Genomic DNA, 25759 nt, shown 5'->3' with positions numbered 1-25759 from the left:
TATTCTTTCACACGAGCCAGAGAATAATAAGGATATTTTAATAATCTTTTTCTCCTTCTGGGGTATTCATCCAAACTGGCTCCTTCTGCCATTTGTAAATTATCATCCAAAGCCAGAAAACAGCCCCTATTATCCCATAAATACTGAAAGCTTTCCACGAGGAAATACTTTGGCCAAGAGTTGTCAGCCATGTAATTACCAAAGCAATTATTAAGGCCAAAATCCTAAATGCCTGCCCACCCCATAATTTATAGGGGCGTTCCCATTCGGGATGCTTTCGCCAAAGATTAATTGCCGATGCCATAATAATCGTATAGGAGACCGCAACGCTAAATGACATCAGCATATAGAAATCATTCAAGAAAGTTGAGGTGTTCATTACAATTAAGGACGCCAAACTAATTACGAGTAGGAGGATATTGGGAGCAATTGGTTGTTGATGCTTATTGGTTTTGGCAAAAACCTTCGGTAAGAAGTTTTGGCGACCCATGGCATATAGTAAACGCACGGTTGATAACCAAAAGCCTAACAAGCACGTTCCAATAGTAAACAAAATAGCGCTTATCCCAAAAAATACTCCGTAGAACGCAGGCCAACCAATTTTTTCCATAACCTCGAGCGCGGAAAAAGGCATGAATGTGCCATTACCTGTAAGGAATTCCCAAGTGTCCATTCCTGCCAAGGAGAAAAAGAACAGCACATACAGCACACCACAGGTGATGACGGAACCCCAAATTGCTTTACTTTGACTTTTTATTGGGAAATTACCTTCTTCTACCAGGTTAGGTACCGTTTCAAAACCAAAGAATGGTCCTATTAATGCCGCTACCCCTATAAACCAACCCCAATAACCGCCATTTCCGGTCGCTCCACCACCGTTTAGTGCGGATCTGATAAAAGGATGGAAATTCGACCAACTCCAATGTCCAGAAAAGAAAAACAAAATAGCTGTCAAAGCGACACCAAAAAGTGCGATAAACAACATGACGGTCTGGATCTGCCCAGCTAATTTAATGTCGTTTAAACTCAACCAAGTGTAAACGATGAGAACAATACCACCAATTATTGCAACGCCTTGAATAGATAACCCAAAGCCAAAAAGCCGGTTGATCCAGGCAATTATCCCCATAACAGCCGCTGGAGGTACTGCCATCCAGGCTGCTAAAATAAACCAGGAGGACCAAAATCCCCAATGCTTGTTTAAACCGACTGTGCCATAAACTAACTCAGCACCGGCAGTTGGTAGCATTGAAGCAAGTTCTGCATAAACAAAAGCAATTGGCAATATCAACAAAGTCATAATCGCAAAACCTAAAAATGTTGCCGGGCCTGCCAATGTCAAAAAGTTTCCGTCCCAATAACCTATAAAGGTTAAAATAGACCCAGTAGCAAGTGCGTAAACATACAGCAAGCTTAACGACCGCTTGAGAACTCCAGACCCTTTCATTCTTGACGAATTAGGATCTATTTGCGCTTGAGTCGACATTCATTTTTCCTCCTTACCATTTCTATCTTTATTTGGCAATAATGATTGGGATAGCTAAAGCAGGCACACTTCAATCAATAGTAAAATCCTTTTATCACCTATTCCTCCAGGATTCATCCTAACCCTGAACTGGTAGGTATTTGTTTGGAAGAACAATCTACAGTTGCTTTATGCCAGATAACTTTTTTCTTCCGATACACCCCCTTTTATTTTTTGTACTGGCCTATCACCCCCTTTTAATTACTTGATGTTTTTCAAAATACTTATTATTAAATATTAGTAAAATATCCCTTATAACCTTTGCTTTTTTTTGCTTTCCTATTGATTAATTCATACCAATTGATCGTCCTGTACAAAAGAAGGCAAGCCTGTCAGTAATGAGGAAATCAAGGAATGGCTCTTGGAGCTTGTAGCCAGAGAAGACGCTGCCTATGGATATCGCAAACTGATGCTGTGCCTAAGAATAAGAAAAACCGTAACCACTCATTGTTCCAACCTGATTTTTCTCTCACTATCCTATTGTGATAGATTCTGCTTAATTAAGACTAATACTGTCTCGACGTGCGTTGGGTTGCCATTTTGTCGGGTATAAAACCACATCGACACTTGATAATGTCGGAAAAGAAGACGCTTAACAATTTCGTGATTATATTCGACCAGGATACGCCTTCTCCAAAGCGTGGAAGACAATTCTTAAGTGTTTTGTCTTAGAATCTTTCTTTTATTATAAGAATGTTCGAAATGATAAAAGCTTAGACGCATTGCTGAGTCTAAGCTTTTTGGTTATAAACTTCTCTTCATGAACACTCGGAAGGCGTACTTCGTCATTTGCTTTTCGTATATTTATAATCGTACTCCATAACCCCCTACACGCATTCGTCATTCATTAACTGATCCTTGTAACGCCTTAAGATCTACGTGTTTTCCAGTCGGCAATTTCTCCAAGGACCTACACACTCGTTCTCTCTTAAGTCCTCTTACTGTCCTGTCAACTGCGGCAATTGTTGTTGGACAGCTTGAGTTACCGCACCTTCGCCGCCAAATATGGTTATTCCGGTTATTTTTTTATCATTCAGGAAGGTCAGTTCTTCCTTTGACAAAGTGTTGTTGGCCGTTAATAGTATGAGTGCCTTATTTACCGCTGCATAGATACTTCCGGAAAGCGCATCCGGGTAGTCATTTCCTGAGGCTACACAGATAAGATTGCCTCCCAGGTTGAAGTATTTCGCGACTTCAAGCGAAGTTGCAAAGCGGTCTGCGCCACCTATTCTGTCAATATTGCCAAATCCAATTCCCTTTATTTTCACTTCCATATCCGAGCTTATGGCCACAGTACCACCTAAAATGTAGACGGTTCCTGTTGGCTTCATATTGTCCTGGAGATACGTTAGTATTTTCGCTTGGTCAGCTTCTGAAATTCCTACCAGCAATATTGGTGCGTTCAGTTTGGAGGCCAGCACGCTTCCTGTTAAAGCATCCGGATAATTATTTGCTGTCGCCAGAACTACATTGCTAACTTTGTTCGGATAAGTTGCTTTAGCAATGACCAGAGATGTATCTACCCTATCCTGACCAGATAATCTTTCTGTTCCGGTGACGTGTAGTGATAAATTCCAGTTCACGATTTCTTGCTCGACAGAGATTGTTGGACTTGTGTATTGGTTATAACCCTCCTTGGTCGCGACGATATAATAATCCGTATTCGGGAATACCAGGAAGCCATAAGCCCCTGACACATCACTGACCTGTGGGTTCTGATTATTTGTTGGGGCTGAATCCAGCGACAGACGGTAGTGGAACCCCCGTACCCGGTGTTTTTCCGGCGGCGATATTTCTGGACGTATTGGAATAATACAAGGTTACGTTGACTCCCGCGATAGGCTACCCTGTTGCTTCGTCGGTAATGATGCCGTATGGTGTCAATGAGAGTGCTGGTTAAACTTATGGCTCCTTGTCAGCAACTTTTATATCGATGGTGCCAATGATAATTTTTTGTCCGTTGCCTAAGTCATAGGTGATATTGAGGTTATTCTGTGTTCCTTTCGTCAGATTCGGTACATGTTATTGTTCCATCATTGATCATGGTTACCGGATTGCCTGCTGCAGTGTTAATCGCGATGTTTACCAGATCACTTAGTGGACTTGTTTTGCCGTCAGGTTGTTTAAGTACCACAGTCTGTGCTGCGTTCATTGAAACTGTGGCGTTCCCATTGCTATCGGTCGTTACCGTGGCTGTTAGATTAGAAATCTGAGTACCGTTAGTAGCGTCTACGACGCTGCCGGTAACTGTCGTAGGTGTAGACGAACTACCGCCGTTACTGCCATTACCGCTATTACTGCTATTATTGCCTCCACCGCTATAAGTAGGAACAGGTGTTGTGACGGTCAGATTTGCCGTCCCTGTTTGACTGCCGTAAACCGCTGAAACCACTGTAGTACCAGCAGCAACTCCAGTCGCCGTATTACCGGACATCGTAGCCACCGTGGGATTGGAGCTAGTCCAAGTTGCCGTACTTGTTATATCCTGTGTAGTCCCATCAGAGTAATTTGCTGTGGCATTGTAAGTTTGAATTCCACCCGTTTGAATACTTGCTGAAGATGGGGAGACTGTAATTGATTGCAACGTTAGTGTCGGTGCGGCTTTGATGTTCGTGTCGGCTACCGAAACGTCTGTCCAGGTGAGTACGTTACCGCTGCCGTCTACTGAAACGGTGTAGATGTACTGCCCTGAGGTTACTGCAATATCCGTATTAGCCGTCAGCGTACTCGTGTAAGCCGTGGCTGCATCCCTCACCTTGGCCTGGGTTTGTGCCCCAGCTGCTCCCACAACATACTTCAGAGTGCCTGACTGTACCGCTGTCGCCTGGGTTGTCCCTACTGTGCTGCCCGCTGCCCAGGTAAATCCCGTGAGCGCGGGTGCCGCTGTCGGTGCCCACTGAGCGTGCAGCGTGACATTAGCCGATCCCATGGTGAAGGTGCCCCCGATTGTATAGCTTGTTCCACTCCCATTTGCCGCTGTGCCACCCGATGAAGGTATAGCCGATCTTCTCCAGGCTGCCGGTGTTTCCCAATTCCGTGACTGTTGCACTCTGGACATACGTATTGTTGTCGGCGGGCCCGCTTCCTCCGGTGCTGCCGTTCCCGTTGTAGGTCACAGAGCAGGTAGCTGAGGATGTCTGTATTTTCTTAATGGCATTGTTACTAAAGTCTGCAACGTAGATATTGCCGCTGCTGTCCACAGCTACGCCCTGCGGACCGGTAAAACCCGATCCTTGAGTGGTAATTGTTGTCGCCCCATATGCTGTTTTTCCTATTAAAGAAACACTATCATAAGACAAGGTAAAATCAGAAATAATATCTTAGTTTTTTTTCATCATTAAATAATACCTCCACAATTTTATTTTACAAATTGAAGGTTTCTCACCTTAAGTGTCATAATACATTGCTGATTTCTCCTTTTTCCTTTCTTCATTGTTTAACTATGGTTTCGTACCAAATTTATAAAACTCGGCTCTGACTAAACAGAGTATTACAGTGATGGATATATATGGAATACCCTACAATACATTTTATAATCTTACTCTAAACATTTTCTAAATAAGAAAAAGGACACTTGTAAAAATGTCCTTCATGATATATGTACTTCTTTTGACTATGAATGATTTGTGTATTCAAGCTCCAGCTGCGCTCTCCTGCCCATTGGTCAATCGGAATAGATATCTTCCATATAAGCACCTTTGGACAAGTGTTCTTTGAGAGTCTGCATCGTTTTATCCTTCGCTACGGAAGCCTTTTCGCTCTTCAATAGCCCTAAGTCGCAGGCGATGCGCGCGGAATCCAGCGCATAACCCAGTTGGCTTTTCCTGCAAGATTTGGGATCTTTCTCATTGGCGTTCGAGCTTGCCAAACCCATCTGTTGAAGTTATTCGCAAGTAAAGGGGTACCCCCCAAACACTCGGGCACCCCAAAAACTTATACTCTCTGTTTAGCTTAAAAAGCCGGAGCCTTCCCCATCAAGAAATTGCACCTGACAATGAATGTCTTCATAACCTAGGCTAAGTGCAGCGCTTTCCCTCCGATGCCATGGGCAGCCTCCATCACTGCTTCCGGCAGAGTTGGATGTGCATGCACCATATGCGCCAGTTCCTCAGCGCTGATCCCTTTAGCTACGGCCACAACCAGCTCCTGGATGAGGCTGCTCGCTTGTGGGCCCATAATTGCACCGCCGACGATTACCCCCTTAGCGTCGGCAAGAATCTTAACCGTACCTATTGTTTCTCCGAGAGAAAGCGCTTTGCCGTTAGCGGAGAAGGGGAACTTGCTTACTTGGTACGGAACGCCGGCAGCTTTAAGTTCTTGCTCTGTTTTTCCGACAGCCGCGATCTCAGGATGGGTAAAAATAGCACTCGGAATCGCGTTGTAATTCATCTCGACATCATGCCCGGCGATGTTCTCAGCCACGACCATCCCTTCGCTGGACGCAACATGGGCAAGCATAATTCCCCCGACTACGTCTCCAATGGCATACACATGCTTGATGTTTGTCTCCATCCGTGCATTTACCACCAGTGCGCCCCGTTCCGTTTTAAGCCCCAAGCCTTCAATGTCGATCCCGCGCACATTCGGCTTGCGCCCGGCGGCGATTAGCACCTTATCTGCTGTTATTTCCTTTGCTGCCCCTTTCACATCCTCTACTTTTACCGTAAACGAATTGTGCTCCCGACGGATCTCTTTAAGCGCAGTTTTAGTCATAAGCTCCAGTCCGGCTTTTTTTAAGATCGGAGTCAAACGCTTGGGAATCTCCTCATCTATATTTCCGAGCAAGGTTGGGAGCATCTCCACGACTGTCACTTTTACCCCAAACGTGTGATAGATGCTGGCAAATTCCAGCCCGATGACCCCGCCGCCAATAATCACTATGCTTTGAGGCAAGTTCGTTTCCAAAAGGATTTCGTCACTGGTAAGCACTCCTGGCAAGTTTGCTCCTGGAATAGGAAGGCGGAACGGTACAGATCCAGTAGCTAAGACCACGTTATCAACCGGGATCTTCTCCTTACCAGCCTCTGTAGTAGCTTCTATAAATCCGGGTTCTTTGAATTCTCCCCACCCGGAAACCACCCTAATCCTCGCAGCTTTCATCAATTGCTCCACTCCGCTTACCAGCGTGTCCACAACTTGGTCTTTGCGCTCCATCACCTTATTAAAGTTAAGGCTCATCTCTCCTGCAGCCAGGCCAAATTCTTCCGCCCTTTTCATTTCCCGCCACAAGTCAGCACTCTTGACCAAAGCCTTGGTCGGAATGCAGCCACGGTTAAGGCACGTCCCCCCCAGACGTTCTCCTTCGACCAGGACCACGGACAAACCCAACTGAGCCGCCCTTAGTGCGCATACATACCCGCCTGGACCGCCCCCAAGAATTCCTACCTGATACCTCTCCATGCCGCTTAATCTCCTTTCATTATCGCGAAACCAAACCATTTTCCGACACGATCTTGGCATTAATCAATGTGTCAGGAAAGAACATAGCAAAAAGCTATCCCAATTCAGAGGGATAGCTATGTGGCAGCCCCAGGCATTGGAAAGCCTAATTAGTCTTAGCTGCAGTGTCGACAGCATTGTTAAGTTGCTCAATCAAAGCACCCACGTTGCGCCCATGCGTGATCGCAGCACCTTCGATGCTCTCCATCGTGGAAGAAGGACAGCCTAAGCAGTGCATGCCTAATTCGAGAAAAACTTGAACAGTTTGCGGATAGAGACGCAGAACCTGGCCCACTGTCATGTCTTTGGTAATCACGTAAATCCCCCTTTTCCTACTTACTAATAAAACCTAAGTAAAACAGTCGGTTTTATTTTTATATTATAAATCATAAGGAAAAGACAGGCAACCCTTTTTCCCTCATGACCCCGGTTAATTCTGCCAGCACGTTATAAACCCGCTCAGCAGTTTCTTTGGTTAAGGTACCCGTGCCGCAACTTGGAGTCAGCATGCTTTGCCGGCGCAAACGCGCCGCGTCCACTCCTTTGTGCGCCAGTTCCGCAAAGCCTTCCTCCAGCCTAAGGCGCAAACTGTCGGCATTTTCCTGCCACACCTTCTCCTGGGTAGGCACTATGCCCCAGGACACAACCCCGCCGCGTTCAAGGTAGCGGTTCAAAGGCCCAGCTAAGACCTGCATGCTTGTCATGTATTCATAAGCATCGAAATTAAGGACTTGAATGTTGGAATCGAAGATCAAGGTCCAATCCATCCCCGCGCACACATGTACTCCGGGAATTCCCCCAGCAGCGGCAATTTTATCTGCGATGGTGTTTAGGTCTCGTATAATAGTGCCCCGTTCCAAGGTTACATGAGTGGAAGCCCCAAAAGCGTAGAGACCGGGTTCGTCAATTGTTATCAGGACCGGCAATCCGAATTTCTGCAGGCACCTTGTCTGCCACTCAGCATGGAGTGCCAGAGCTTTGACCAGCATCTCGCGCTCTGTTTCGTCATAATAACTTGAACGCCTATTCTTATCCGTAATCTGCAGTCCTAGAGTGAGCGGCCCGCTCAATTGCCCTTTGAGAAGGATAGCTTGCCTGATCCCGTTTTGTTCCAAATCCGCACAGAAAGCGTCAAACCCTTCTCCACCTTGTGTCCCGAAAGCAAACTCCGCTAAAGAATCTTCATTTCCTGCTTCAGCCTCTAAGTACAGCTCATAAAACTTAGTTATTCGTTCAGTCCAGTCTGCTTCCTCAACCTGAAAGCGTGGCTGCTCATAGTCCCCAATTACTCCCGTCTCAATCAGAGCCTTAAGGTATTGTCCGATAAACGAGCTTTCCGCCCCTTGCCGGGGAAGTTGGGGCCAGTGGGGAGCGTCAGGCACGCTGCCCCAGATAAGTTTCAAAGCCTCATTAGCACCGGTGTAGGGCAGGCTCCCGACTCCGGTTGCCATTAATTGCGGATAAAATGGCTTAAATTCTTCCATGACTCCACCTCTCCCTAATTAGTTTAGACCTTTTTCAAAATCTTACTCTAATCTAAATTAAGCAAATAGGAAATTTATCAGAAATAAGATGTCTCGCCCAAAGAAGAGCCCTAACCCCACAAGTCCAAGTCCTACGATTCCAGGCAAGATAAAAAAGGGACTGTAACGTCCGCCGGCTCGGCGCACGTCCACGATACGCCACGGCATAAATAAGATGTTAAAAATTATATAGGCTCCCAGGGCAAATAACAAGGGAATTCCCAGCGGACTTAAAGCCCAGAGCAGAGCGACAACCACATTCCAGCGGTAGCGCCTTTCCAGCCAGTAGACAAGCCCCAGCGGGTGCGGGGATCCTGGCTGGTAAGGCGCAACAAGCCCTACCTGAAGCAGGCGTCCAAGCGTAAAAATGCCCCCAAGCACAGCCCACCACAACCACGGGGATTGAGCCTGGATCAATTCCAGCAGCGGCCAGGAGTTGGGAAACCACGGTCCAAGTTCGGAAGGCAGCCTAAAGGCAAGGGCGGTGATAATTCCCGCCAATGATCCCTCGCGCACGAGCACTGCGGCGCCATGCCAGAACCAGGCGCTGCGCAGCCGTCGTTTAGGCTTCCTCTCCCTAATTTCTCTGTAACGCCAACTTACGGCCCGCACATTCAAGAGCCATACGATAACGCTTAATACTGCCCATACTGCTGCTGCCATTTGCTCACGGGGCCAGAGAGAAGGAGGTACAGTCCTTACCCCGAGAACTACTTCCCCCCAGTTTCCCTGGATTTTATCCCCTCTCAACTCAGGAGACCGCTCTACCGGGAAACCCTGGGGATCAGCCCCCACTTTTCTCAGATAAAAGGCAAGACTCGCTGTCGTTTCCTGCTCTGCTTTATGCAAATAATCCTTGGCCTTAGTGTTTGGGAGCGCATCTAAGCCTTTGCCGACAGTCCAGGCCCATAGGGACGGGTGAAAATTGCCCACAGTTACCAGCGGGCGCATAGCCGCGGACTCAGGCAAACTTTTAGCCGGACGCAAGCTCAGCGGCCATTCGGCCCAAATCCCAATTCCAAGCCGATCTGCAGCCTGCAGCCACATCTCATCCGGAACCGGCCCATTGAAGTATACCAGATTTATTCCCTTAGCTAATTGCTCACGCAGCCAAGATTCCACTTGGCCGGAACTGCGGATTGCAAACTGCTTCGCAGAGGAAATCTCAATCCCCTGAATTTTAAGTTCTTCCCCGTTCAACTGCCACTTACCCTCAGACATTGTCAGGGAGCGCAGTCCCAGCGGGAAAGCCAGATCATCGCGGTCACCCTTGGTATTGCTTACAGTCAGATGCACCTGATAGAGAAAAGGATCCTTAGGGTTCCAGCGCCGCGCCCCCGGAATTTGTAAATCAAAAGCGGCCACTTGCTCCATGCTACCGTCACCCCGTATGGTCAACGCTTGCTCCGCAACCAGGGCAGAGCCGTCTGAGACCACAGCCTGGACAGTCCAAGGACCCTGTTCCATGAAGCCATGGTGTTTAATCAAAGTTTTCAAATTAACCTTAGCCATATCCCCCTCCCAGGAGATATCAAGGCGCGGCAGTTCAAGGCTGCTCTCACTTGCCCCTTCAAGGTAAACCTTGCCCAGCATCCTGCCTCCCTCAAGCTCAGGAACGGTGAAAAGAGCATTATCACTGACTTTGGACAAACGGATAAACAAAATATTATCTTCCCCATAGCGAAAAGCAGCAGCCGGAATCTCCAACACATCCCTGACCCCGCTCCCGGCAAGCGTACCAATTAGATGAGCATTGTCCACACCGTTCAAGTAGACCTGGGTCTCTCCCTCAACTCCGTTCATCACTAGGAACATCGTACGGGCACTCCACTCCGGATTCAGCCGGAAACGGCGAGCTGCCACCTTAAACTCCTGACTCGTTGGAATCATCAACAGCTTAGACTTCCTTGTTCCCGTGTCATTCATTCCTGCCCACGCCTGGCGTAATGAGGAAAAACTGCTCCACGTTCCACCTAAATCCAAGTAGTAGCGCTGGCTGCTTGTCATCCCCTGTTCTGCCTGGAGCGCCACTCCGGCCGGAATCTTCCAGCTCCACCACAGGAGGCCGATACCGAGACAAAGCATCAAAATCCACGCAATAATGCGCCTGTCGAGCATAACGGTATTATCCCTTCTTTAACTTTTGCTCAAAGATAGTCCGTACTTCAGATTCTCATGCTCAAGATATTCGCGCCGCTTTCACAAAAACCCTTTAGCATATAGGATATTTTTCATGTTTGAACTCTCGTTGTTCCTTAGCTAGATTGATGAAGAAGCCTTGTATTAAAGTTTAAGGTAAAGATAACAAAAGACCCCCTTGTCGCGTTTTGAACATGAGGGTCTGGCCTTATAACATATACACTTCCTAATTCATCTCACCTTGGCGGCACTCTGGACATACACCGTAGAACTCCATCCTATGCCCGATTACCCTAAACCCTGATGTTTCCTCAGCCTCCTGATCGACCTCAAGCAACGGTCGGTGAAAATCCACCACTCTCCCGCATTTAGAACACACAATATGGTAGTGATTATCCGGGTTGCCATCAAAGCGGCTTGACATATCCCCATATGACAATTCCAAAATGTGTCCATGTTCCTTTAACATATTCAATGTATTATAAATCGTGCCCAAGCTTACTCCGGGAAACTTGGCCTTCACATGCTGATATATCTCTTCTGCCGTGGGATGACTCTCAGTGGCAAGAAGGAATTCTAAAATAGCCTGACGCTGTGGGGTAAAGCGCACTCCCTTATCCTTTAGTTTTCTAAGAATGTCTATCGCATCCACTGCACTCAGCCCCCTGATTCGATGTTCGATGTTCGATTGAATATCTTCTTTTTTTATAATAATTTTTAATTGGCTATTTGTCAATGTCTAATCCTGGAAGGGTACGATCCCCGAAAAACGGAAAAAAGGAGAGTTGTTGCTCTCCCTTAAAGATAGAAACGAAGTAGATTAACCTTTTGCAGGTGCGCCAACGGGGCAAACTTCCGCACAGTTGCCGCACTCAGTGCAAGCATCGGCGTCAATGACATATCTCTCATCGCCCTCGCTGATAGCAGATGCCGGGCACTCGGAAGCACAAGCTCCGCAAGCGATGCATTCGGCTGAAATCACAAAAGCCATTCGCTAACTCCCCTTTCTCCCCTTTTTCAAAGTCACTATACCAAAGAGAGGGGGAAAAGGCAAGTTTAAATTAGTTATGATGTGCATTGTTCTAAAGAATATACGTCCTTAAATATTCCGCTTATTTCAACAAACCTCACTCAGAGCAATCATCTAATTTTGCAACTACTCAGGAGTCAGAAACCAGGAGTCAGCATGAGAGAGCGATTTATCGTCTGGAAATATTCGGAATTCTGACTCCTGAATTCTGAATACCTGAATAATCTATACATCTCTTTCAGGCCGGTAGGGAACTTGGTACAGGCGGCGCATACATTGTGAGCAGTACGGCAGAACCCGGTTGCTGACGTGATTGCGCTTAAATAACACCTTCGCTAAATCTTCGTGTTCCAAGCCACAGGAACGACACTTTTCGAGCACGATCTTTACCTCCCATTTGTGTCAATGTGAACAAAGCTGCTTCACGAATAGTATGCTCTGATCGTGCTTAGATTAAACTCCGAACTGCTTCCGGCTTACATCCGTTCTGACTATCCGGGCGAAGAACATTTTACTCCTATAGCCGCTCTTTAAGAATGTTTGTCAAATGACCCAAGGTGTAGCATTCATACATCTGGCAGTAAGGCTTAAACATCTCGATCGTCGGCACCTCCCGCCAACGCTTGGCGGGCAAAGTATTAAGCCACAGAATCTCTCGTGCCAAACGGCGCGCTTGCTCCAGCAAAGATGCCGCTTGCTCCCCTTCCAAGGTCTGCGCGTCACTGAGTATCAGCAAAACTGCGCGTTTGCTTAAGACATGAGGATATTCCTTCATAAGTTCTGCCAAAGAATTACCCATATTAGTCCCCCCGCCCCACTGGTTAGAAGCCTGAGGCATGGCCTCTTCCACCATGTGCGTAAAAGACTGTCCTTTATGAATCTTATCCGTTAAGCGCACCAAGCGGTCGGCAAACGCGAAAGTTTCGATACCGCTCGCCACTGAGGAAAGTCCATACACAAATTGGAGAACGAACTCTGTGTATTTAAGCATCGAGGCCGACATGTCGCACAGGAGCACAAACCTGGGGCGGCTGGTATGCCTGCTCTTATAGCGGCGCTCAACCAAAACCCCACCATAGCGCAGGTTTTGTCTCAAAGTTCGGCGCATGTCCACGCCTCCGCGCCTGCGCGCTGCGCGGTAGCGCCTAGACACCTGGCTGGCTAAGCGCTGGGACAGGCGGCGGATAAGCTTTATTACCTGGGGCCAGTCTTCCGGAGGAATCTGTTTCAGATCGCGGGCCAAGAGCTGAATCTCCCGTTCCCGCATCGCCTTTTCTACTTCCGAAGTCACACCGTCGTCCGACCCGGGAGGTAGCAGAGCTCCTTCCTCGTCAAGTTTGCGCCGCCAATAGTCGAGCGACCCGCGCACCGCCCTCTCCACCATGGGCTGAAAGCTTTGGTCGAGTGGTACCCCAAGTTTCATGCCCTCAGAAGATCTTTCCAAAAACTTGCGCAAGCGTTCCTGTTCTTCTTCCGGCAATTGGGCATAAATCGCCCGCTGTTCTTCCGGGATATCAAGTTCCCGGCCTTGGAAGCGGAGTTCCTGGCGGCTCTGCTCCAATTTCGCGTTCCTCTCGGCAGCCCGCTTCGCCGCCTCAGCTTCCCAAGCCTGTTTGTGTTCCGGAGGAGCAAAATAGGCGCGGAAAGCTTCCCTGAACCAAGGAATCTGATTGGCATCCTTGACTAGGGTTGCCTGCAACACAGCTTCGACCCGTCCCTTATCCTCAAGCCCTACAAGCATCAAACCCTGCATCGCATCAAGGATTTCGGACGCGCTCAGCCTTAGCCCAAACGTGCGCAAGAGTTGCGCAAATTCCACCAGGTGCCGGTCCAGATCACTTGCCGTGCCCATGACGCTGCCCTTCTCCCTGGGGAGACTTCAGTTCCCATAAGAGACGTTCCGCCCCCAGCTCGCGGTAAAAGATCTCCACATCCTCCTGGCTTTTCAAAAGCAAGGTTAATGTCGCATCCACCCAGGCCGGGTCTAAGTCTGTCTTACCCATCACCAGCAAAGCTTTGGCCCAGTCCAGAGTTTCAGCGATCGAAGGCATTTTATGGAGGGCCAGCTTTTCTCTGAGCACTCCCACAGCGCGGGCTACCTGGTAAGCCAAGCGTTCCGGCAGCTCCGGCACCTTGACGCGGATAATGCGCACTTCCTTGTCCACAGACGGAGCCTCCACATGCAGAAAGACACAGCGGCGCTTGAGCCCATCCGACAATTCCCGTTCTCCATTGGAGGTAAGAATCACTATAGGGCGTTCTTTGGCTGTAACCGTGCCCATTTCCGGAATCGTAACCTGGAACTCTCCTAAAAATTCAAATAAAAAAGCCTCAAACTCTGAATCAGTTTTATCAATTTCATCGATTAAAAGCACCGAGCGCTTCTCGTTTTGGAGGGCTTGCAGCAAAGGCCGACCCAATAAATACGAACTCGCAAACAAATCTTCCTCCTGCAGGCTTTCGCGCTGCATTTGAATCTTAAGCAGTTGGCGCTGGTAGTTCCATTCATAAAGAGCCCTGGTTTCATCCAGACCCTCATAACACTGCAGCCTGATCAGAGGCGCGCCAAAAACTTGGCTCAGAATCTTGGCAATTTCAGTTTTCCCCACTCCCGGCGGCCCTGTCACGAGCAAAGGCTTTTCAAGCTGCACCGCTAAAAATGTCGTAACTGCAATCTTATCCTGACGTTCCGTAATGTAGCCCGTTTCCTCCAAGGCGTGCTCAAATTCCTCTAAAGTCATCCGTGACATTCGATTTCACCTATCCCCTCATATCCAAGCATTTGGGTAATTTTCTTGTCCCTCTTACTCATTTATCCGATGGCTAAGTGCCACTAAGACTTCCACTTCTTAAGTGGGAGATAAGTGGCACTTAGCCCCTGGATAAGTTCAACTAAACTTCAGATGGAGTTAAAACTCCACCTGAAGTAAGTTTCCTTTATATTTAATACGCCACATTACGAGATTTTCCCTTTAACTTGTGCGAGTGCATCCCGATATACTTCTTCATACTCCTGCGCCGCCCGCTCCGGAGGAAACTCGCTATGAGCCCAGGCAGACGCAGCTAAAGACATCCCTTCATACCGCTGCGGGTCTGTGAGTAAGCGCAAGACTGCCGCACTCATCCCTTCCACATCCCCCGGAGGAAGCAGAAACCCAGTCTCTCCTTCCTTCACGACTTCAGGCAGACCGCCCACCTTGCTGGCTACGACTGGAACCCCACAGGCCATGGCCTCTAATGCCGCCAAACCAAAGCTTTCCTGAGCCGAGGGCAGCAGAAAGACATCTGTCATCTGCAGAATCTCCTGTACATTTTCCTGCTTGCCTAAGAAAGAAACTAAAGTCTTAAGCCCACGGCTTTCCACTTCCCGCTCCACCTTGCTCATCTCCGGCCCGTCTCCCACAAGCAAAAGTCTGCTGGGGATTTTACGCTGCACCTGATCAAATATCCGCACAACATCCGGTACATGCTTAACTTCGCGAAAGTTGGAAATATGAGTTAGAATCTTTTCTCCCGCCGGGGCAAAGCATTCGCGTTCTGCGTCCGCTTTCTTGAGCGGGAAATATACCTCTGGGTCCACAAAATTCGGCACGACCGTAATATTCCGGGAAAGCGGACCAAAGAGCTGCTCTGTATTCGACGCCAACGAACGGGAGACCGAGGTCAAACAATCGCTTACTTTAAGCGCCAAACGCGTTAACCGATAAAATTCCTCATAAGCCCCCACCAGCGTGATATCCGTCCCATGCAGAGTGGTAACCAGGGGAATTTGTTCATCCAGCATGTGTTTGGCCAAATACGCACTGATCGTGTGGGGAATAGCGTAGTGCACGTGAATAAGGTCTAAGCCGACCTGGCGCGTCACTTCCACAATCTTATTGGCCAAGAGGAGGGTATAGGGCGGGTACTTAAATAAAGGATAGCTCACATCCTCCACCTCATGGAAAAAGAGATTGCGGTGAAATTTTTGCAGACGAAAAGGGCGCGCCGAGGAAATAAAGTGCACCTGATGCCCCCGCTCGCCCAAAATATAACCCAACTCCGCAGCAACCACGCCGCTGCCGCCGTAAGTCGGATAACAGACCATTCCTATTTTCACGCCTAACCTCCATACACTCAAGCGCCAACATCAGAGAATTCAAGGTGATAAAATCGGACGATTCCCCTCCCCCTTGAAACGGGAAGAATTATCTTCTTGATTGCCCTAAAACGGTAGCGGAATGATCGGAATAAGGGCGCTCAGACGCCCGAGCCAACCAAAGAGCAAAGTAATCCCTAACAGGATCATAATGCCCCCGCCAAGCCACTGCACATATTGAACCACCCTGCCGTTCCTCCTGATCCACCCTACGGCCTTTTCAGCCAGGAGGGCAAAGAGAAGAAATGGAACAGCCATGCCGAGGGAATAGATACCCAAAAGCAAAGTGCCCCACCCAAGTCCCCCGCTGCTGCCAGCCAAAAAGAGAATGCTGGAAAGGACCGGACCAATGCACGGAGTCCAACCGGCTGCGAAAGACAGTCCTAAGACAAAGGCACGATCTCCGCCCGCCTTTTGTCCTTCCTCCAAGTGCACTCTCTTTTCCATCATCAGCCAGGGTATTTTCAAAAGTCCAAGCATGTGCAAGCCGAAGATTATTACGATCGCCCCGCCCACTTGCATCAAAAGCGGGCGATGACTCCCGATTAAGCGTCCGGCTGCACTGGCCGAGGCTCCTAAAAGCACAAAAATCGTGGAAAACCCGAACACGAAAAACACAGAACGCACCAAGAGCACCCGGCGCGAGATCTGCCCGGCGATTGAAGTTCCCACCAAAAATGAAAAATAAGCCGGAATTACCGGCAGCACACACGGGGAAAAGAAAGAAACCAAACCACCGATAAAAGCGAGCCCTATCGATACGTTCATACGGAGTTTTCCTCAAACCCCAAGGGCAAAGCGTCCTTGACCGCCTCCCCAATAATCTTCTGCACATCATTCATTAAGCGTGATATCTGAAATTCAGCCTGCAAATACTCGCGCGAGCGCGGGCTTATGCTTAAGAGGCTGTAGAGCCCTTCTAACTCCTGCTGCTTCTCAAACCCCACTTCCTGTTGCAAGAGCTGGGCCTGTTGAATCTCCCACTGCTTAAGCTGAAAGTTTTTAACCATTTTGTAATTCGACTCATCAGCACGCACCTTGTCTTTGGCCTCTAAGAATTGGCGGTACTCCTCCGATTCCTGTAAAGCCTGTGCCAGTTGATGAGCTAAGTCAATAACTGACAAATTCCTTCTCTCCCCTTTAATCTTTTTCTAGCTATACCTCCCAAGTCTAAGCTTAATTATACAGAATTTTTAGGGAAGTGACAAACTCCCCTCTTCCCACACCATTTTATGTAATAGTTCAAAAGACTTAAGGCGGCTGAACGCCAGTAAATCATCCCACTGGCTTTTACTTATTTCCCACGGGCAATGCACCGCAACTCTGCTCGCAAAACCCAGGGGCCTACCGCCGAACATCTTCTCCAAACGCCTCTGGGCTAGGCTTACCGGGCCGGGTGCGTGCGCATTACAGGCAATCGGTTCGAGACAGAGGGCAGGTTGCCCGTCATACCTGACCAAGAGACTTAACTTGCCTAGAGGAAGCACATCGACCTTCCGGCGCGTGATTTTCCCGGCAAGCGGTACAGGGTCAGGCCTAACAATCCCCCCCATTTTCAGCCAAAAATCCTCTTCAGCGTCCGAGCTCAGGGCTGTGCATAGAGCGACAGCTCCCATCTCGCGGGCAAACCTCAGGGTAAAATAAGCAAATTCCTGTTCAAGAGGTCCGTTTAATGACCAACCTTCCAGCAGGACCAACCTTTCCGAAGAGCTTAAAACGATCGCCCCCATATTTTCCTGTTCTCCAATACTTAAGACCTGGTACCCAGGCAAGACTCGCGCTTTCGGTCTTAGTTCCACCCCTTTATCGGTCAAAAACGCGGTAAGAGCGTGAGACCAATCATTCAAAGCCTCCTCGCTCCACTCGAAGTTAGGTTTAAGTTCCACTTCCACCCATGGCATATTACCTTCTCCTTTGGTGCAGTAACATCTTAATTTTATATCTAGTCTGCCACCGAGGCTGATACAGTATCCATCAGCGAGCGAAGAAGGATTATGATTTAGGTTAACCCGCTAAAAACTCTTCCAGCCATTGATCAAGGTTACCACAAGGCTGACCATTCTCTATATAAATACTCTCTAAAAAGGCGAGAATCTCTCTACCCCAATAAGCATCAAAACGACAGCCCAGGGAATACCCCATCTCCTTAAGTACCCTTTCATGCTCAAAGTGGCTGCGATAACGCCTGTACTCGGTCATAGCCACATAAGTGTCAAATACCCTTAACCCTCTGCCCAGCAAAGGGATTTCTGTTCCCATAAGGCCGTATGGATAACCGCTGCCATCGAAACTTTCGTGGTGGGCTGCCACTCCCCGGGCAATCCGTTCCCAGAAACGGTTGCCGCTCTTTGCATACAACTCCAGAATCATTCTTTCCGAAAGCAGTGGGTGCTGAATCTTTAATGTCCAAAACTTAGTTAAGGTCTCATCATCCATTTGCGCCAACCTGTCTGACGAGAACAGATAATCGCGCGGCCAGGACACTTTTCCGATTTCGTGCAAAAGTCCGGCAGTAATGCACTCACTCTGCGTTACCCAAGCTTGCTTGAGAAACTTCTGCCCTGCCGGCATTTCTGTAAACTTAGCCAGCAAACAGGCCACACGCAAGCTGTGATAATAAGTAACATCATCCGTCCAGGCCAGTTGCTGAATTAATTGGCGAATCTCATTCTCATACATGCTACCTACCCCTTTAGCGAAGCCCCTGCTTTAATTATAGTATATCTCCTGGGAATAACAGTAAATAGTCTTTCATCCTAATGAATATAGCGCCTGCTTCCGCCCCTTAAACCCAACAATTTCCTTCACCCCAGCAAGCTTAAGTTCCTCGACCACTTCGGCGAGATCCCTGCCCACAACTTCCGGCCGGTGGGCATCAGAACCTAAAGTGATCGCAATTCCCCGTCGCTGGATTTCTTCAACCAGGCGTTTTTCCGGATAGAACTCCCCGATCGGTTTATAGCGCCCGTTTGTATTTATCTCCAAGGCACAGTCGTTTTCCCTAACAGCAGTCAAGGCCTCAGCGGCCAATATTAGGATATCTGTATGCGGACGCACCCCGAAAATCTTGATTAAGTCAAAATGTCCAATCGTAGTGAATAGCTTACTGCGTGCAGCCTGAGCCACCAGAGTAAAATACTCCCGGTAGAGAGTGTCTGCATCCTTGTCCCGGTGAATTTTTTCCTCTCTAGGCAAATCGAAGGCCCACTCCCCGATCTCATGCACAGACCCGATAACAAAATCAAACGGAAACGAGTTTAAGAGTGCCCTGATCTTGCTCTCATCCTGGGGGCGATAATCCACTTCCAGTCCGACCCGCACTTCCAACTCCGGATAATCTGCTGCCACTTCGTTAAATAAATCAAGCCTCAAGTCTTCCCAATAAAGATCATGATCAGCAAAGCCTATTTCTTTTAATCCCTTGCGCACGGCCTGATCCAGGTAAGCCCTGATATTGTCTTTAGTGGCAGGCCGGTCCCTCTCTCCTATTAAATGAACGTGAAGATCGAGCATCTCTTGTCTTCCTTTCGCAAGTTAGTCTACCCCCATAAACCTAGAAAGAGTTTACCCCTGTGCGCACGAGCATGTAAGGCTGGCTGGCTAGTGGTGAGCGGGCATAGCGGCTTTCCGGGCTTGCGAGATCTTTAAAGAAGCTTCCGGCAAGCTTTACATCTGCTTTGCCTGCTAATCTTCCCTTCTTAATGCGTATGCTCTGGGGCGCACTTAAGGAATAATTTCCGGAGACCGGATCCTGGGTGTGCAGTCCCAGCACGGACAGTACCAGAACTCCGTCTTCAATATCCTGCAAGACTTCCGGCCATCTTTCTTCCTCTGAAGATGCCAGGTAAGCCCCCTCTGACCCTTGGGCTAGCCCGGTAGGCTCCCCACCCCAGCGACGCGCATCCTTGAGCCGTAAATAAGGAGAAGTAAGCACACCTGCTGTAACCAATTCGGTGCGCTGAGCGGGAATCCCTTCTCCTGTTACCAGGTACGAACCCCAGGCCAAAGGTTTGAGCGGGTCAATAACCAAGGACACCCTGCGGTCGAACACCTGGCGGCCGCCCCTGAACTCTTCCCGTCTAAAAGCACTGTGCCCGTCAAGCACGCTTTGCCCATCGAGATTAGGAAGCACAAATTGTTCCAGCATTTCTGCAACTACCGCCGGGGCAAACACGACCACAGTTCCCGGCCCCGCTGCCTCTGCCTTCTGTGTAAGAGCCTCGTAATACTGATGAGTGCGGGTCCACAAGCCTTCCCATTCTTGAGCTGCGGGCAGCCGCCGTTTGGCATACCCTGCGCTCACCAGCCGGTCAAAACTGTACCAGAAGGTGTAATAAGACTCCTGATAGGTAATAGCCAAACCGCTGGAAGTGCGAAGATGCCGATACCCCCAGGCAGCCTGAAAATTCCCCTGAACTTTAGATTCTGAAGGTCTTTCTTGGATTACACGCTTAACCTGGTCAAAGAGGATGCTGTCGTCCCCCTTCAAAATTCTTTGTACTTTAAGGTCTTCCACTGTCACTAAAGGCAAAGGCTGAGGGTTGGAAATCACGGCCCCATCCGGATCCTCATACGAGCCCCGACGCCATTCTTGTAATTTGTCCTGCCAAAAGTTCCCCGCACTTAAAGCATTATGTACTTTGCTGCGGCTGCACCTGCCATCATCCCAGACCAAAAACACTTCCCCGCTCTCTCCCAGGCGATAGCTTGGCGGTGCATAAACACTGCCGGGGACATTGTCCTTTAAGCCCAAAGACAGAGCCTGTGATTCATGGACCAGAATCCGCCATCCTTGCAGGCGCAGGTCTTTGTCCCAAGGATTGGCAGATGCCTTATGCAAAGTTTCTTCTAACTGTGAGATCAAGTTCATACTTATGCCCCTCCCAGGCTTACTTGCTCATCCTGATCAAGCAAGAGATAACGGTGGCTGCCACCGCTGGAGGGAACAGACTGCCCATTCTTGCCGCAGGTGCCGATCGCTCCGAAACACTCATCCCCGATGCCCGCCCGGATTGCCTGCAGGACTGAGAGGATTTTTCCGCTGAAAATAGAAGGCTGGTAGACCTTAAGCTCCGGGTCAGACAAATCAATAATCCCGTCACACTGAAAGACAAAATCCCCTGTTTTAGGGTTGACCTGCCCGCCGCGATACCCCAAAAGCACAAGGGTGTGTTCCTTTAACTCTCCGTGCTGCAGCAGGGAGTTCCGTAAGTTTTGCATCTCTTGGGGCAAACGGGAAGACGGTTCAAGAGGGAGAACCCGTTCGCTTAAAACCCGGATGTTGCTCATGCGCGGCAGGGGCACATAGTTGTAACTCTCCGCCCTCCCGGCTCCGGAAACCTCCATGCCAGCCCGGCGAGCTGAAAATATGTCCCCCAAGCCTGCTTCGAGAATCCCATCGCGTACAATGTAAACAGTCCTACGCTCAAGCGCGTTAGCTGAATAAGGCTGATAAGCCCAGTCTCCAAACAAGGGGCCGTCAATAATATGCACTCCGGGTCTGGCCACCTGCAGCCCTTTTCTCAAACGTCCGTGCTCTCCCAGCACGGATTCACTGATCCCGTCAGCTTCTACGGCGTGACCGAAGGCTTCATGGGCCAAACCCTTAGCCAAACCGTAATCAATAACTAACGGATAGTGTCCTGCCGTAAGGCTCGGTGCCCGGCACACTTCGAGCGCAAAATCAGCGCGCTCAGCGGCCTGCTGTTCCAAGGTGCGCTCATGCTTCTCCTGCGCCACGATCCCGGCATCAACTCCGCTGCGGTGCACGAGCAGGCTCTGCGAGCGCCCGTTTTCCTGGACTGTACCTTGGTGCATGATCACTGAACGCGAGATTGTAAAAGAAACAAGGCTGCCGTCCGAACGCCCTATGCACCACAAGTCCTGCACCAGGCGCAGACTCGTCTGCCATGAAGCCTGAGGCCGCGCTCGACGCAGGCTTTCGTGGATATAGAGCATTTCTGGCTGGAGTTCCCCGATCTCAGGCAATTTCGGCGCTGCCGGGCTCGGCACATCAGCCTGCACTACCGGAGCATCCCAAAGCTCGCGGTTCAGTTCTCCCCCAATCTCTTCGTTACGCTCAGCCAGGCTTACAGCCCGCCGCACTAATTCCAGCCCTACTTTAAGTGATAAAACGTCAGCTGCTGCCAGGCCCGAAGCCCCGGCGGCTGTGAAAGCCTGCACTCCGAGCCCGTTTTCCCAGCCACTCCCGACATACTCAAAGCGGCCATTACTAAGGCGGATACCTGACTCACGCCTTGACTGCGCGCGCGCAACCAGGTATCCGTCCCCTTCCCCAGCCGCTGCTAATGAACTCACAATTTCCCTGATCTGGTCTTTGTTCAAATGCTTCCCTCCGATTAGTTATTTTTTTGCTGTGAAATGTATAAAGCTCCAGTAAGCGGGACACAATCTAAATAGTCTCACGTTTTCCAATTTTTTATCCCCACTCCTCTCTTTTACTTCACTTGCGACGGAAGAATCTCGTCGCAAGCTTTTTTTTGCTTTCTATATCATGATCTTATTGTTCGTCTTTAATTACCTTAACCATAAGCTTGCGCTCCTCGGCAAACCCTAAACTCTCATAAAGACTGAGAGCGCGAAAGTTATGGCTACTAACCGCCAGTCCCAAATATGAAATGTTCTTTTCCCGGCAATATTCTTCCGCTGCTTCGAAGAGGGCTTTACCTGCTCCCCGTCCTCTCCATTTAGGGGACACGGCCACGTCCATAACCCATGCCTGGATCATCCCGGTCAGTTCTTCCCTCGAAGTAGGGTAGAGGATAAGATACCCTATTTTAGCCCCACTCTCCGTTTCCGCAATCAAAGCTTGGGAATCGGTCTGCTTAATCCAGCCCCAGAACCCTTTCAGAAGCTGTTCCCGGTATTTCAGCGTCTCATCCAGCGGCTGCTTGCGCCATGGTGAAATACTGTAAGGAATTGCTTCCCGGGCGAGGGCATAAATAAAAGGCCAATCATGGGCATCTCCCTGGCGAACATGCATAAAACCACCCCTTGGGATAACATATGCATTACCATCCGGGATGTAGCCCCTGCTTGAGCCTATTTTTGTTCACCTGCTACACCGATAAGCGGGCATAGGTTTAAGCTGTTTCCGATATATATAATTTATCCGATGGCTAAGTGCCACTAAGACATAAATCGAGATGCAATTGCTTTGCGCAGTAGATGAATTAATTCGGAGGAACGCGGATGTTCATCATCATCCCCACACTTGGCCTTATGCTGTTACTCGGAGGTATGTATATTCTGCGCCAAGGCCTCCAGGCTTTTGCGGGCAAGGGTTTGCACCAAGCCCTGCTCTGGATGACCGCTACTCCTGGGCGCGGCTTTTGGAGCGGCACAGTCGCCACCGCGCTCCTGCAGTCAAGCACCGCGCTCAGCGTAGCTGCAGTCTCTTTTGTCGATGCCGGGCTGCTTCCTTTTGAAAATGCCCTCGCCCTTATTTTAGGCAGCAATATCGGCAGCACCGTAACGACTCAGCTTTTAGCCTTTCCTCTCGAACGCTTTGCTATGATGGCCATGCTTGCCGGAGCGCTGGGCTATCTCTTTTTGCCAAACCGCTGGCGCTACCTCGCCCTTTCACTGTGCGGTCTTGGCACGCTCTTTCTCGCACTTGCGTTCTTGGAAGGCGGGCTGGCCCCCCTAGCGGAAAATGCTAAAGTTCAGAAATTTCTCCATGGTTTGGGGGATCATCATCTGCAAGGAGTAGCCGCCGGAACGCTGCTCTCGGCCCTTCTCCATTCCTCCAGCGCCACTACCGGAATCGTAATGATCCTGGCTGAAGACGGCTGGATTACCATGCCCACCGCCTTAGCTTTTATCTTCGGTGCCAACATCGGCACCTGCTTTACCGCAGTCCTCGCCGCTCTTGCCACCTCAAGGTCGGCCCAGCGGGTCGCCCTCTTTCACGTCCTGCTTAATGTCTTTGGCGTCCTCGTCTTTTATCCCTTCCTCACACCGATGGCAAACATACTCGCATCCCTGGGGGGCAGCTTAGCACGGCAAGCAGCCAACGCTCATACCTTATTTAACCTAATATCCTCGCTCTTAGCCTTACCCTTACTCCCGCTCTCCGCCCGGCTCCTGGTCACACTATTACCTGAAAAAAAGTGACAAATCCGTCTAAAGTAAAAATACCTTAGCCTTACGTGTTTGCGAACACTAAACGAACACGCCCTATAGTCCAAACTTCTCAGCCAAGAGATCGCACAGTCCGGCCGCATCATCTAGATCATAGCACGGCACTCCGAGCTCAAACTGAACATCACTGGCGATCGCCAAGAGCTCCTCCGGCTGACACAGCAAGTCCTTATGTACAGCAGACCGGAATACTTCAATCTTGGGTTTGTGCGCGCGCTTGTATCCTTCCGTAAAAATAAGGTCAACCCCTTGCACGCGTTTTACAACCTCATCCAAGGGCTGGTCTTCTTCAACCTTTTCGAGGACTGCAATTTTAGTAGGCGAAGAAATAACCACTACATCTGCGCCCGCTTGGGCATGACGCCAAGTGTCCTTCCCCGGCTTGTCCATCTCAAACCCGTGGACATCGTGTTTTACGGTCGCAACCCGCCACCCGCGCTTTTTGGCCTCGCGCAAAATCTTCTCCAAAAGGGTAGTCTTGCCGGAATCAGATTTCCCCACCACTGACACTACCGGAATTTCTTTGTTACTCATTGATTTACCCCCTCATATAATCCCTAACGCTTAAAGTGCATTTTAACCTTACTTCCCAATCCAGCGCGCTAGCAAGGACTCTCCCTCCCGCACGGGACCATGCCCGCCGGGAACATCCACCAGCAAATCACTGCCGATCATGGAGCGCAAAATCCCGGAGCCCTGTGCCGGCGCCAGGTCTGCCCAGATTTCCCCGTCTTTCAGCACAGCTGTGGCACGCAGGAACCGGCGCTGACGCCCGGACTTAGAGAACTCCCCTGCCATTTTCACCGCAAACTCTTGCGGCTGCCACTGAACACTTCCTCTTAGCTTTGACAGAACCGGGCGCACCAAGAGTTCAAAAGTGACAACTGCAGCAGCCGGGTTGCCCGAGAGGGAAAAATAAAGCTTGTTTCCTTTTCTGCCCACTGCTGCCGGAGTTCCGGGTTTTAAGTTCACTTTCCAAAAGAGCATCTCACAGCCATGCTGCTCAAGAGCCTGGGGCATAAGATCATACTCCCCCACGGAAGCACCTCCCGTTGAGATCACGACATCGCTTCCCTCCAACTGTTCCAAAGCCAGGAGGGTTTCCGGCAAGCGGTCCGGGACATAAGGAATGGCTTTGACCTCACATCCCGCTTCCTGCAACAGGCCGCGCAAGGTGTAACTGTTACTGTTGTAGATTTTGCCTGGGAGCGGTTGGCTGTCGATATCAATTAGCTCTGACCCGGTGGACAGGAGGCCCACCTTCGGACGGCGGTATACAGGCACTTCTTGCACCCCTGCTGCCGCCAGGAGTCCAAGCGCAGGCGGAGTGAGCAGCACTCCCTGCCGCAGCAAAACCTCTCCCCGGGCTATTTCATCTCCTTCCGGAACAACATTAGCCCCGGCCGGGACAGGGTAGTGAATAACCACTTCATCCCCGTGCTCTTCCGTATCCTCCATGCGCACTACACAGTTGGCACCTGCGGGAATGGGAGCCCCGGTAAAAATGCGGGCTGCTTCTCCTACTTCCAGAACCCGTTCCGGCCAACTCCCCGCCGGAATTTCCGTAACGATCCTCAAGCTAAATGGTTCAGAATCCTGGGCGCGGGCGTAGTAAGCATACCCGTCTAACGGAGAACGTGCAAACGGAGGAATATTCAGCTGAGAATGCAAATCCTGGGCCAGAACCCTGCCATAGGCCGACCCTAAACCTACCGTTTCGGCTGACACGGGCTTAATCAGACTATAAACAAGCTCTTCCGCTTTCTCTAAATCAATATTTGTTTCCATGCTGCTTTCTATCC

26 protein-coding genes are annotated in these 25759 nt (G+C 49.7%); 1 reads left to right on the top strand and 25 read right to left on the bottom strand.

The window, feature by feature from the left end; genetic code table 11:
• Window positions 1-37: 37 nt before the first annotated feature.
• From ACYQ2N_RS15045 to ACYQ2N_RS14935, 23 genes are all read right to left on the bottom strand, one after another.
• Window positions 38-1486, bottom strand: coding sequence for an APC family permease (locus ACYQ2N_RS15045; RefSeq protein WP_460000068.1), 1449 nt, complete (start codon window positions 1484-1486; stop codon window positions 38-40).
• A 977-nt stretch (window positions 1487-2463) separates the two neighbouring features.
• A complete protein-coding gene (locus ACYQ2N_RS15040) occupies window positions 2464-3222 on the bottom strand; it encodes a cell wall-binding repeat-containing protein (protein WP_460000067.1) in 759 nt (252 codons plus the stop codon).
• A 290-nt stretch (window positions 3223-3512) separates the two neighbouring features.
• Window positions 3513-4454 (bottom strand): Ig-like domain-containing protein, encoded by a 942-nt coding sequence (locus ACYQ2N_RS15035; protein ID WP_460000066.1) that lies wholly within the window; start codon window positions 4452-4454, stop codon window positions 3513-3515.
• Window positions 4441-4824, bottom strand: coding sequence for a hypothetical protein (locus ACYQ2N_RS15030; protein ID WP_460000065.1), 384 nt, complete (start codon window positions 4822-4824; stop codon window positions 4441-4443). Before ACYQ2N_RS15030 ends, ACYQ2N_RS15035 begins: the two co-directional genes overlap by 14 nt.
• Before the next feature lie 365 nt (window positions 4825-5189).
• Window positions 5190-5393, bottom strand: coding sequence for a hypothetical protein (locus tag ACYQ2N_RS15025; RefSeq protein ID WP_460000064.1), 204 nt, complete (start codon window positions 5391-5393; stop codon window positions 5190-5192).
• A 143-nt stretch (window positions 5394-5536) separates the two neighbouring features.
• A complete protein-coding gene (gene lpdA, locus ACYQ2N_RS15020; RefSeq protein ID WP_460000062.1) occupies window positions 5537-6925 on the bottom strand; it encodes a dihydrolipoyl dehydrogenase in 1389 nt (462 codons plus the stop codon).
• 145 nt (window positions 6926-7070) lie between these two features.
• A complete protein-coding gene (locus ACYQ2N_RS15015) occupies window positions 7071-7280 on the bottom strand; it encodes a DUF1858 domain-containing protein (protein ID WP_460000061.1) in 210 nt (69 codons plus the stop codon).
• 70 nt (window positions 7281-7350) lie between these two features.
• The gene (locus tag ACYQ2N_RS15010; protein ID WP_460000060.1) at window positions 7351-8448 is read right to left on the bottom strand and encodes a methionine synthase; all 1098 of its coding nucleotides are present in this window, start codon (window positions 8446-8448) and stop codon (window positions 7351-7353) included.
• Between the two features lie 57 nt (window positions 8449-8505).
• On the bottom strand, window positions 8506-10605 hold the full coding sequence (locus ACYQ2N_RS15005; protein WP_460000059.1) for a glycoside hydrolase family 2 protein: 2100 nt from the start codon (window positions 10603-10605) through the stop codon (window positions 8506-8508).
• Between the two features lie 247 nt (window positions 10606-10852).
• The gene (locus tag ACYQ2N_RS15000; protein ID WP_460000058.1) at window positions 10853-11278 is read right to left on the bottom strand and encodes a Fur family transcriptional regulator; all 426 of its coding nucleotides are present in this window, start codon (window positions 11276-11278) and stop codon (window positions 10853-10855) included.
• 168 nt (window positions 11279-11446) lie between these two features.
• The gene (locus ACYQ2N_RS14995; protein ID WP_206811129.1) at window positions 11447-11617 is read right to left on the bottom strand and encodes a 4Fe-4S ferredoxin; all 171 of its coding nucleotides are present in this window, start codon (window positions 11615-11617) and stop codon (window positions 11447-11449) included.
• 264 nt (window positions 11618-11881) lie between these two features.
• A complete protein-coding gene (locus ACYQ2N_RS14990) occupies window positions 11882-12037 on the bottom strand; it encodes a hypothetical protein (protein ID WP_460000057.1) in 156 nt (51 codons plus the stop codon).
• A 136-nt stretch (window positions 12038-12173) separates the two neighbouring features.
• Window positions 12174-13508, bottom strand: a complete 1335-nt coding sequence (locus tag ACYQ2N_RS14985) for a vWA domain-containing protein (RefSeq protein WP_460000056.1) — start codon at window positions 13506-13508, stop codon at window positions 12174-12176.
• Entirely contained in the window at window positions 13492-14406 is a 915-nt protein-coding gene (locus ACYQ2N_RS14980) for an AAA family ATPase (RefSeq protein WP_460000055.1), read from the bottom strand. Before ACYQ2N_RS14980 ends, ACYQ2N_RS14985 begins: the two co-directional genes overlap by 17 nt.
• Before the next feature lie 206 nt (window positions 14407-14612).
• The gene (gene bshA, locus ACYQ2N_RS14975) at window positions 14613-15755 is read right to left on the bottom strand and encodes an N-acetyl-alpha-D-glucosaminyl L-malate synthase BshA (protein WP_460000054.1); all 1143 of its coding nucleotides are present in this window, start codon (window positions 15753-15755) and stop codon (window positions 14613-14615) included.
• Between the two features lie 105 nt (window positions 15756-15860).
• Window positions 15861-16562 (bottom strand): cytochrome c biogenesis CcdA family protein, encoded by a 702-nt coding sequence (locus tag ACYQ2N_RS14970; RefSeq protein ID WP_460000053.1) that lies wholly within the window; start codon window positions 16560-16562, stop codon window positions 15861-15863.
• Entirely contained in the window at window positions 16559-16918 is a 360-nt protein-coding gene (locus ACYQ2N_RS14965) for a YlbF/YmcA family competence regulator (protein WP_460000052.1), read from the bottom strand. The genes ACYQ2N_RS14970 and ACYQ2N_RS14965 overlap by 4 nt, the downstream gene beginning before the upstream one ends.
• A 69-nt stretch (window positions 16919-16987) precedes the next feature.
• Window positions 16988-17695 carry a hypothetical protein gene (locus tag ACYQ2N_RS14960; RefSeq protein ID WP_460000051.1) on the bottom strand — a complete coding sequence of 236 codons (708 nt, stop codon included), beginning with the start codon at window positions 17693-17695 and terminating at the stop codon, window positions 16988-16990.
• Window positions 17696-17798: 103 nt separating this feature from the next.
• The gene (locus ACYQ2N_RS14955) at window positions 17799-18473 is read right to left on the bottom strand and encodes an HD-GYP domain-containing protein (protein WP_460000050.1); all 675 of its coding nucleotides are present in this window, start codon (window positions 18471-18473) and stop codon (window positions 17799-17801) included.
• Between the two features lie 72 nt (window positions 18474-18545).
• Window positions 18546-19307 carry a histidinol-phosphatase HisJ family protein gene (locus tag ACYQ2N_RS14950; RefSeq protein WP_460000048.1) on the bottom strand — a complete coding sequence of 254 codons (762 nt, stop codon included), beginning with the start codon at window positions 19305-19307 and terminating at the stop codon, window positions 18546-18548.
• 40 nt (window positions 19308-19347) lie between these two features.
• A complete protein-coding gene (locus tag ACYQ2N_RS14945; RefSeq protein WP_460000047.1) occupies window positions 19348-20664 on the bottom strand; it encodes a metallopeptidase TldD-related protein in 1317 nt (438 codons plus the stop codon).
• Window positions 20665-20666: 2 nt separating this feature from the next.
• The gene (locus tag ACYQ2N_RS14940) at window positions 20667-22139 is read right to left on the bottom strand and encodes a TldD/PmbA family protein (RefSeq protein ID WP_460000046.1); all 1473 of its coding nucleotides are present in this window, start codon (window positions 22137-22139) and stop codon (window positions 20667-20669) included.
• A gap of 175 nt (window positions 22140-22314) precedes the next feature.
• Window positions 22315-22797, bottom strand: coding sequence for a GNAT family N-acetyltransferase (locus tag ACYQ2N_RS14935; RefSeq protein ID WP_460000045.1), 483 nt, complete (start codon window positions 22795-22797; stop codon window positions 22315-22317).
• A 209-nt stretch (window positions 22798-23006) separates the two neighbouring features.
• Here ACYQ2N_RS14935 and ACYQ2N_RS14930 point away from each other — a divergent pair, with 209 nt between their 5' ends.
• On the top strand, window positions 23007-23930 hold the full coding sequence (locus ACYQ2N_RS14930; protein WP_460000044.1) for a Na/Pi cotransporter family protein: 924 nt from the start codon (window positions 23007-23009) through the stop codon (window positions 23928-23930).
• Window positions 23931-23993: 63 nt separating this feature from the next.
• On the opposite strand, the gene mobB is transcribed toward ACYQ2N_RS14930, so the two are convergent.
• On the bottom strand, window positions 23994-24491 hold the full coding sequence (gene mobB, locus ACYQ2N_RS14925) for a molybdopterin-guanine dinucleotide biosynthesis protein B (RefSeq protein WP_460000043.1): 498 nt from the start codon (window positions 24489-24491) through the stop codon (window positions 23994-23996).
• A gap of 48 nt (window positions 24492-24539) precedes the next feature.
• Entirely contained in the window at window positions 24540-25745 is a 1206-nt protein-coding gene (locus ACYQ2N_RS14920; protein ID WP_460000042.1) for a molybdopterin molybdotransferase MoeA, read from the bottom strand.
• Between the last annotated feature and the right edge of the window lie 14 nt (window positions 25746-25759).

The organism is Paradesulfitobacterium aromaticivorans, assembly GCF_054657415.1.
The sequence above is the reverse complement of the archived record's forward strand: the minus strand, read 5'-3'. Positions and strand labels throughout refer to the sequence as shown.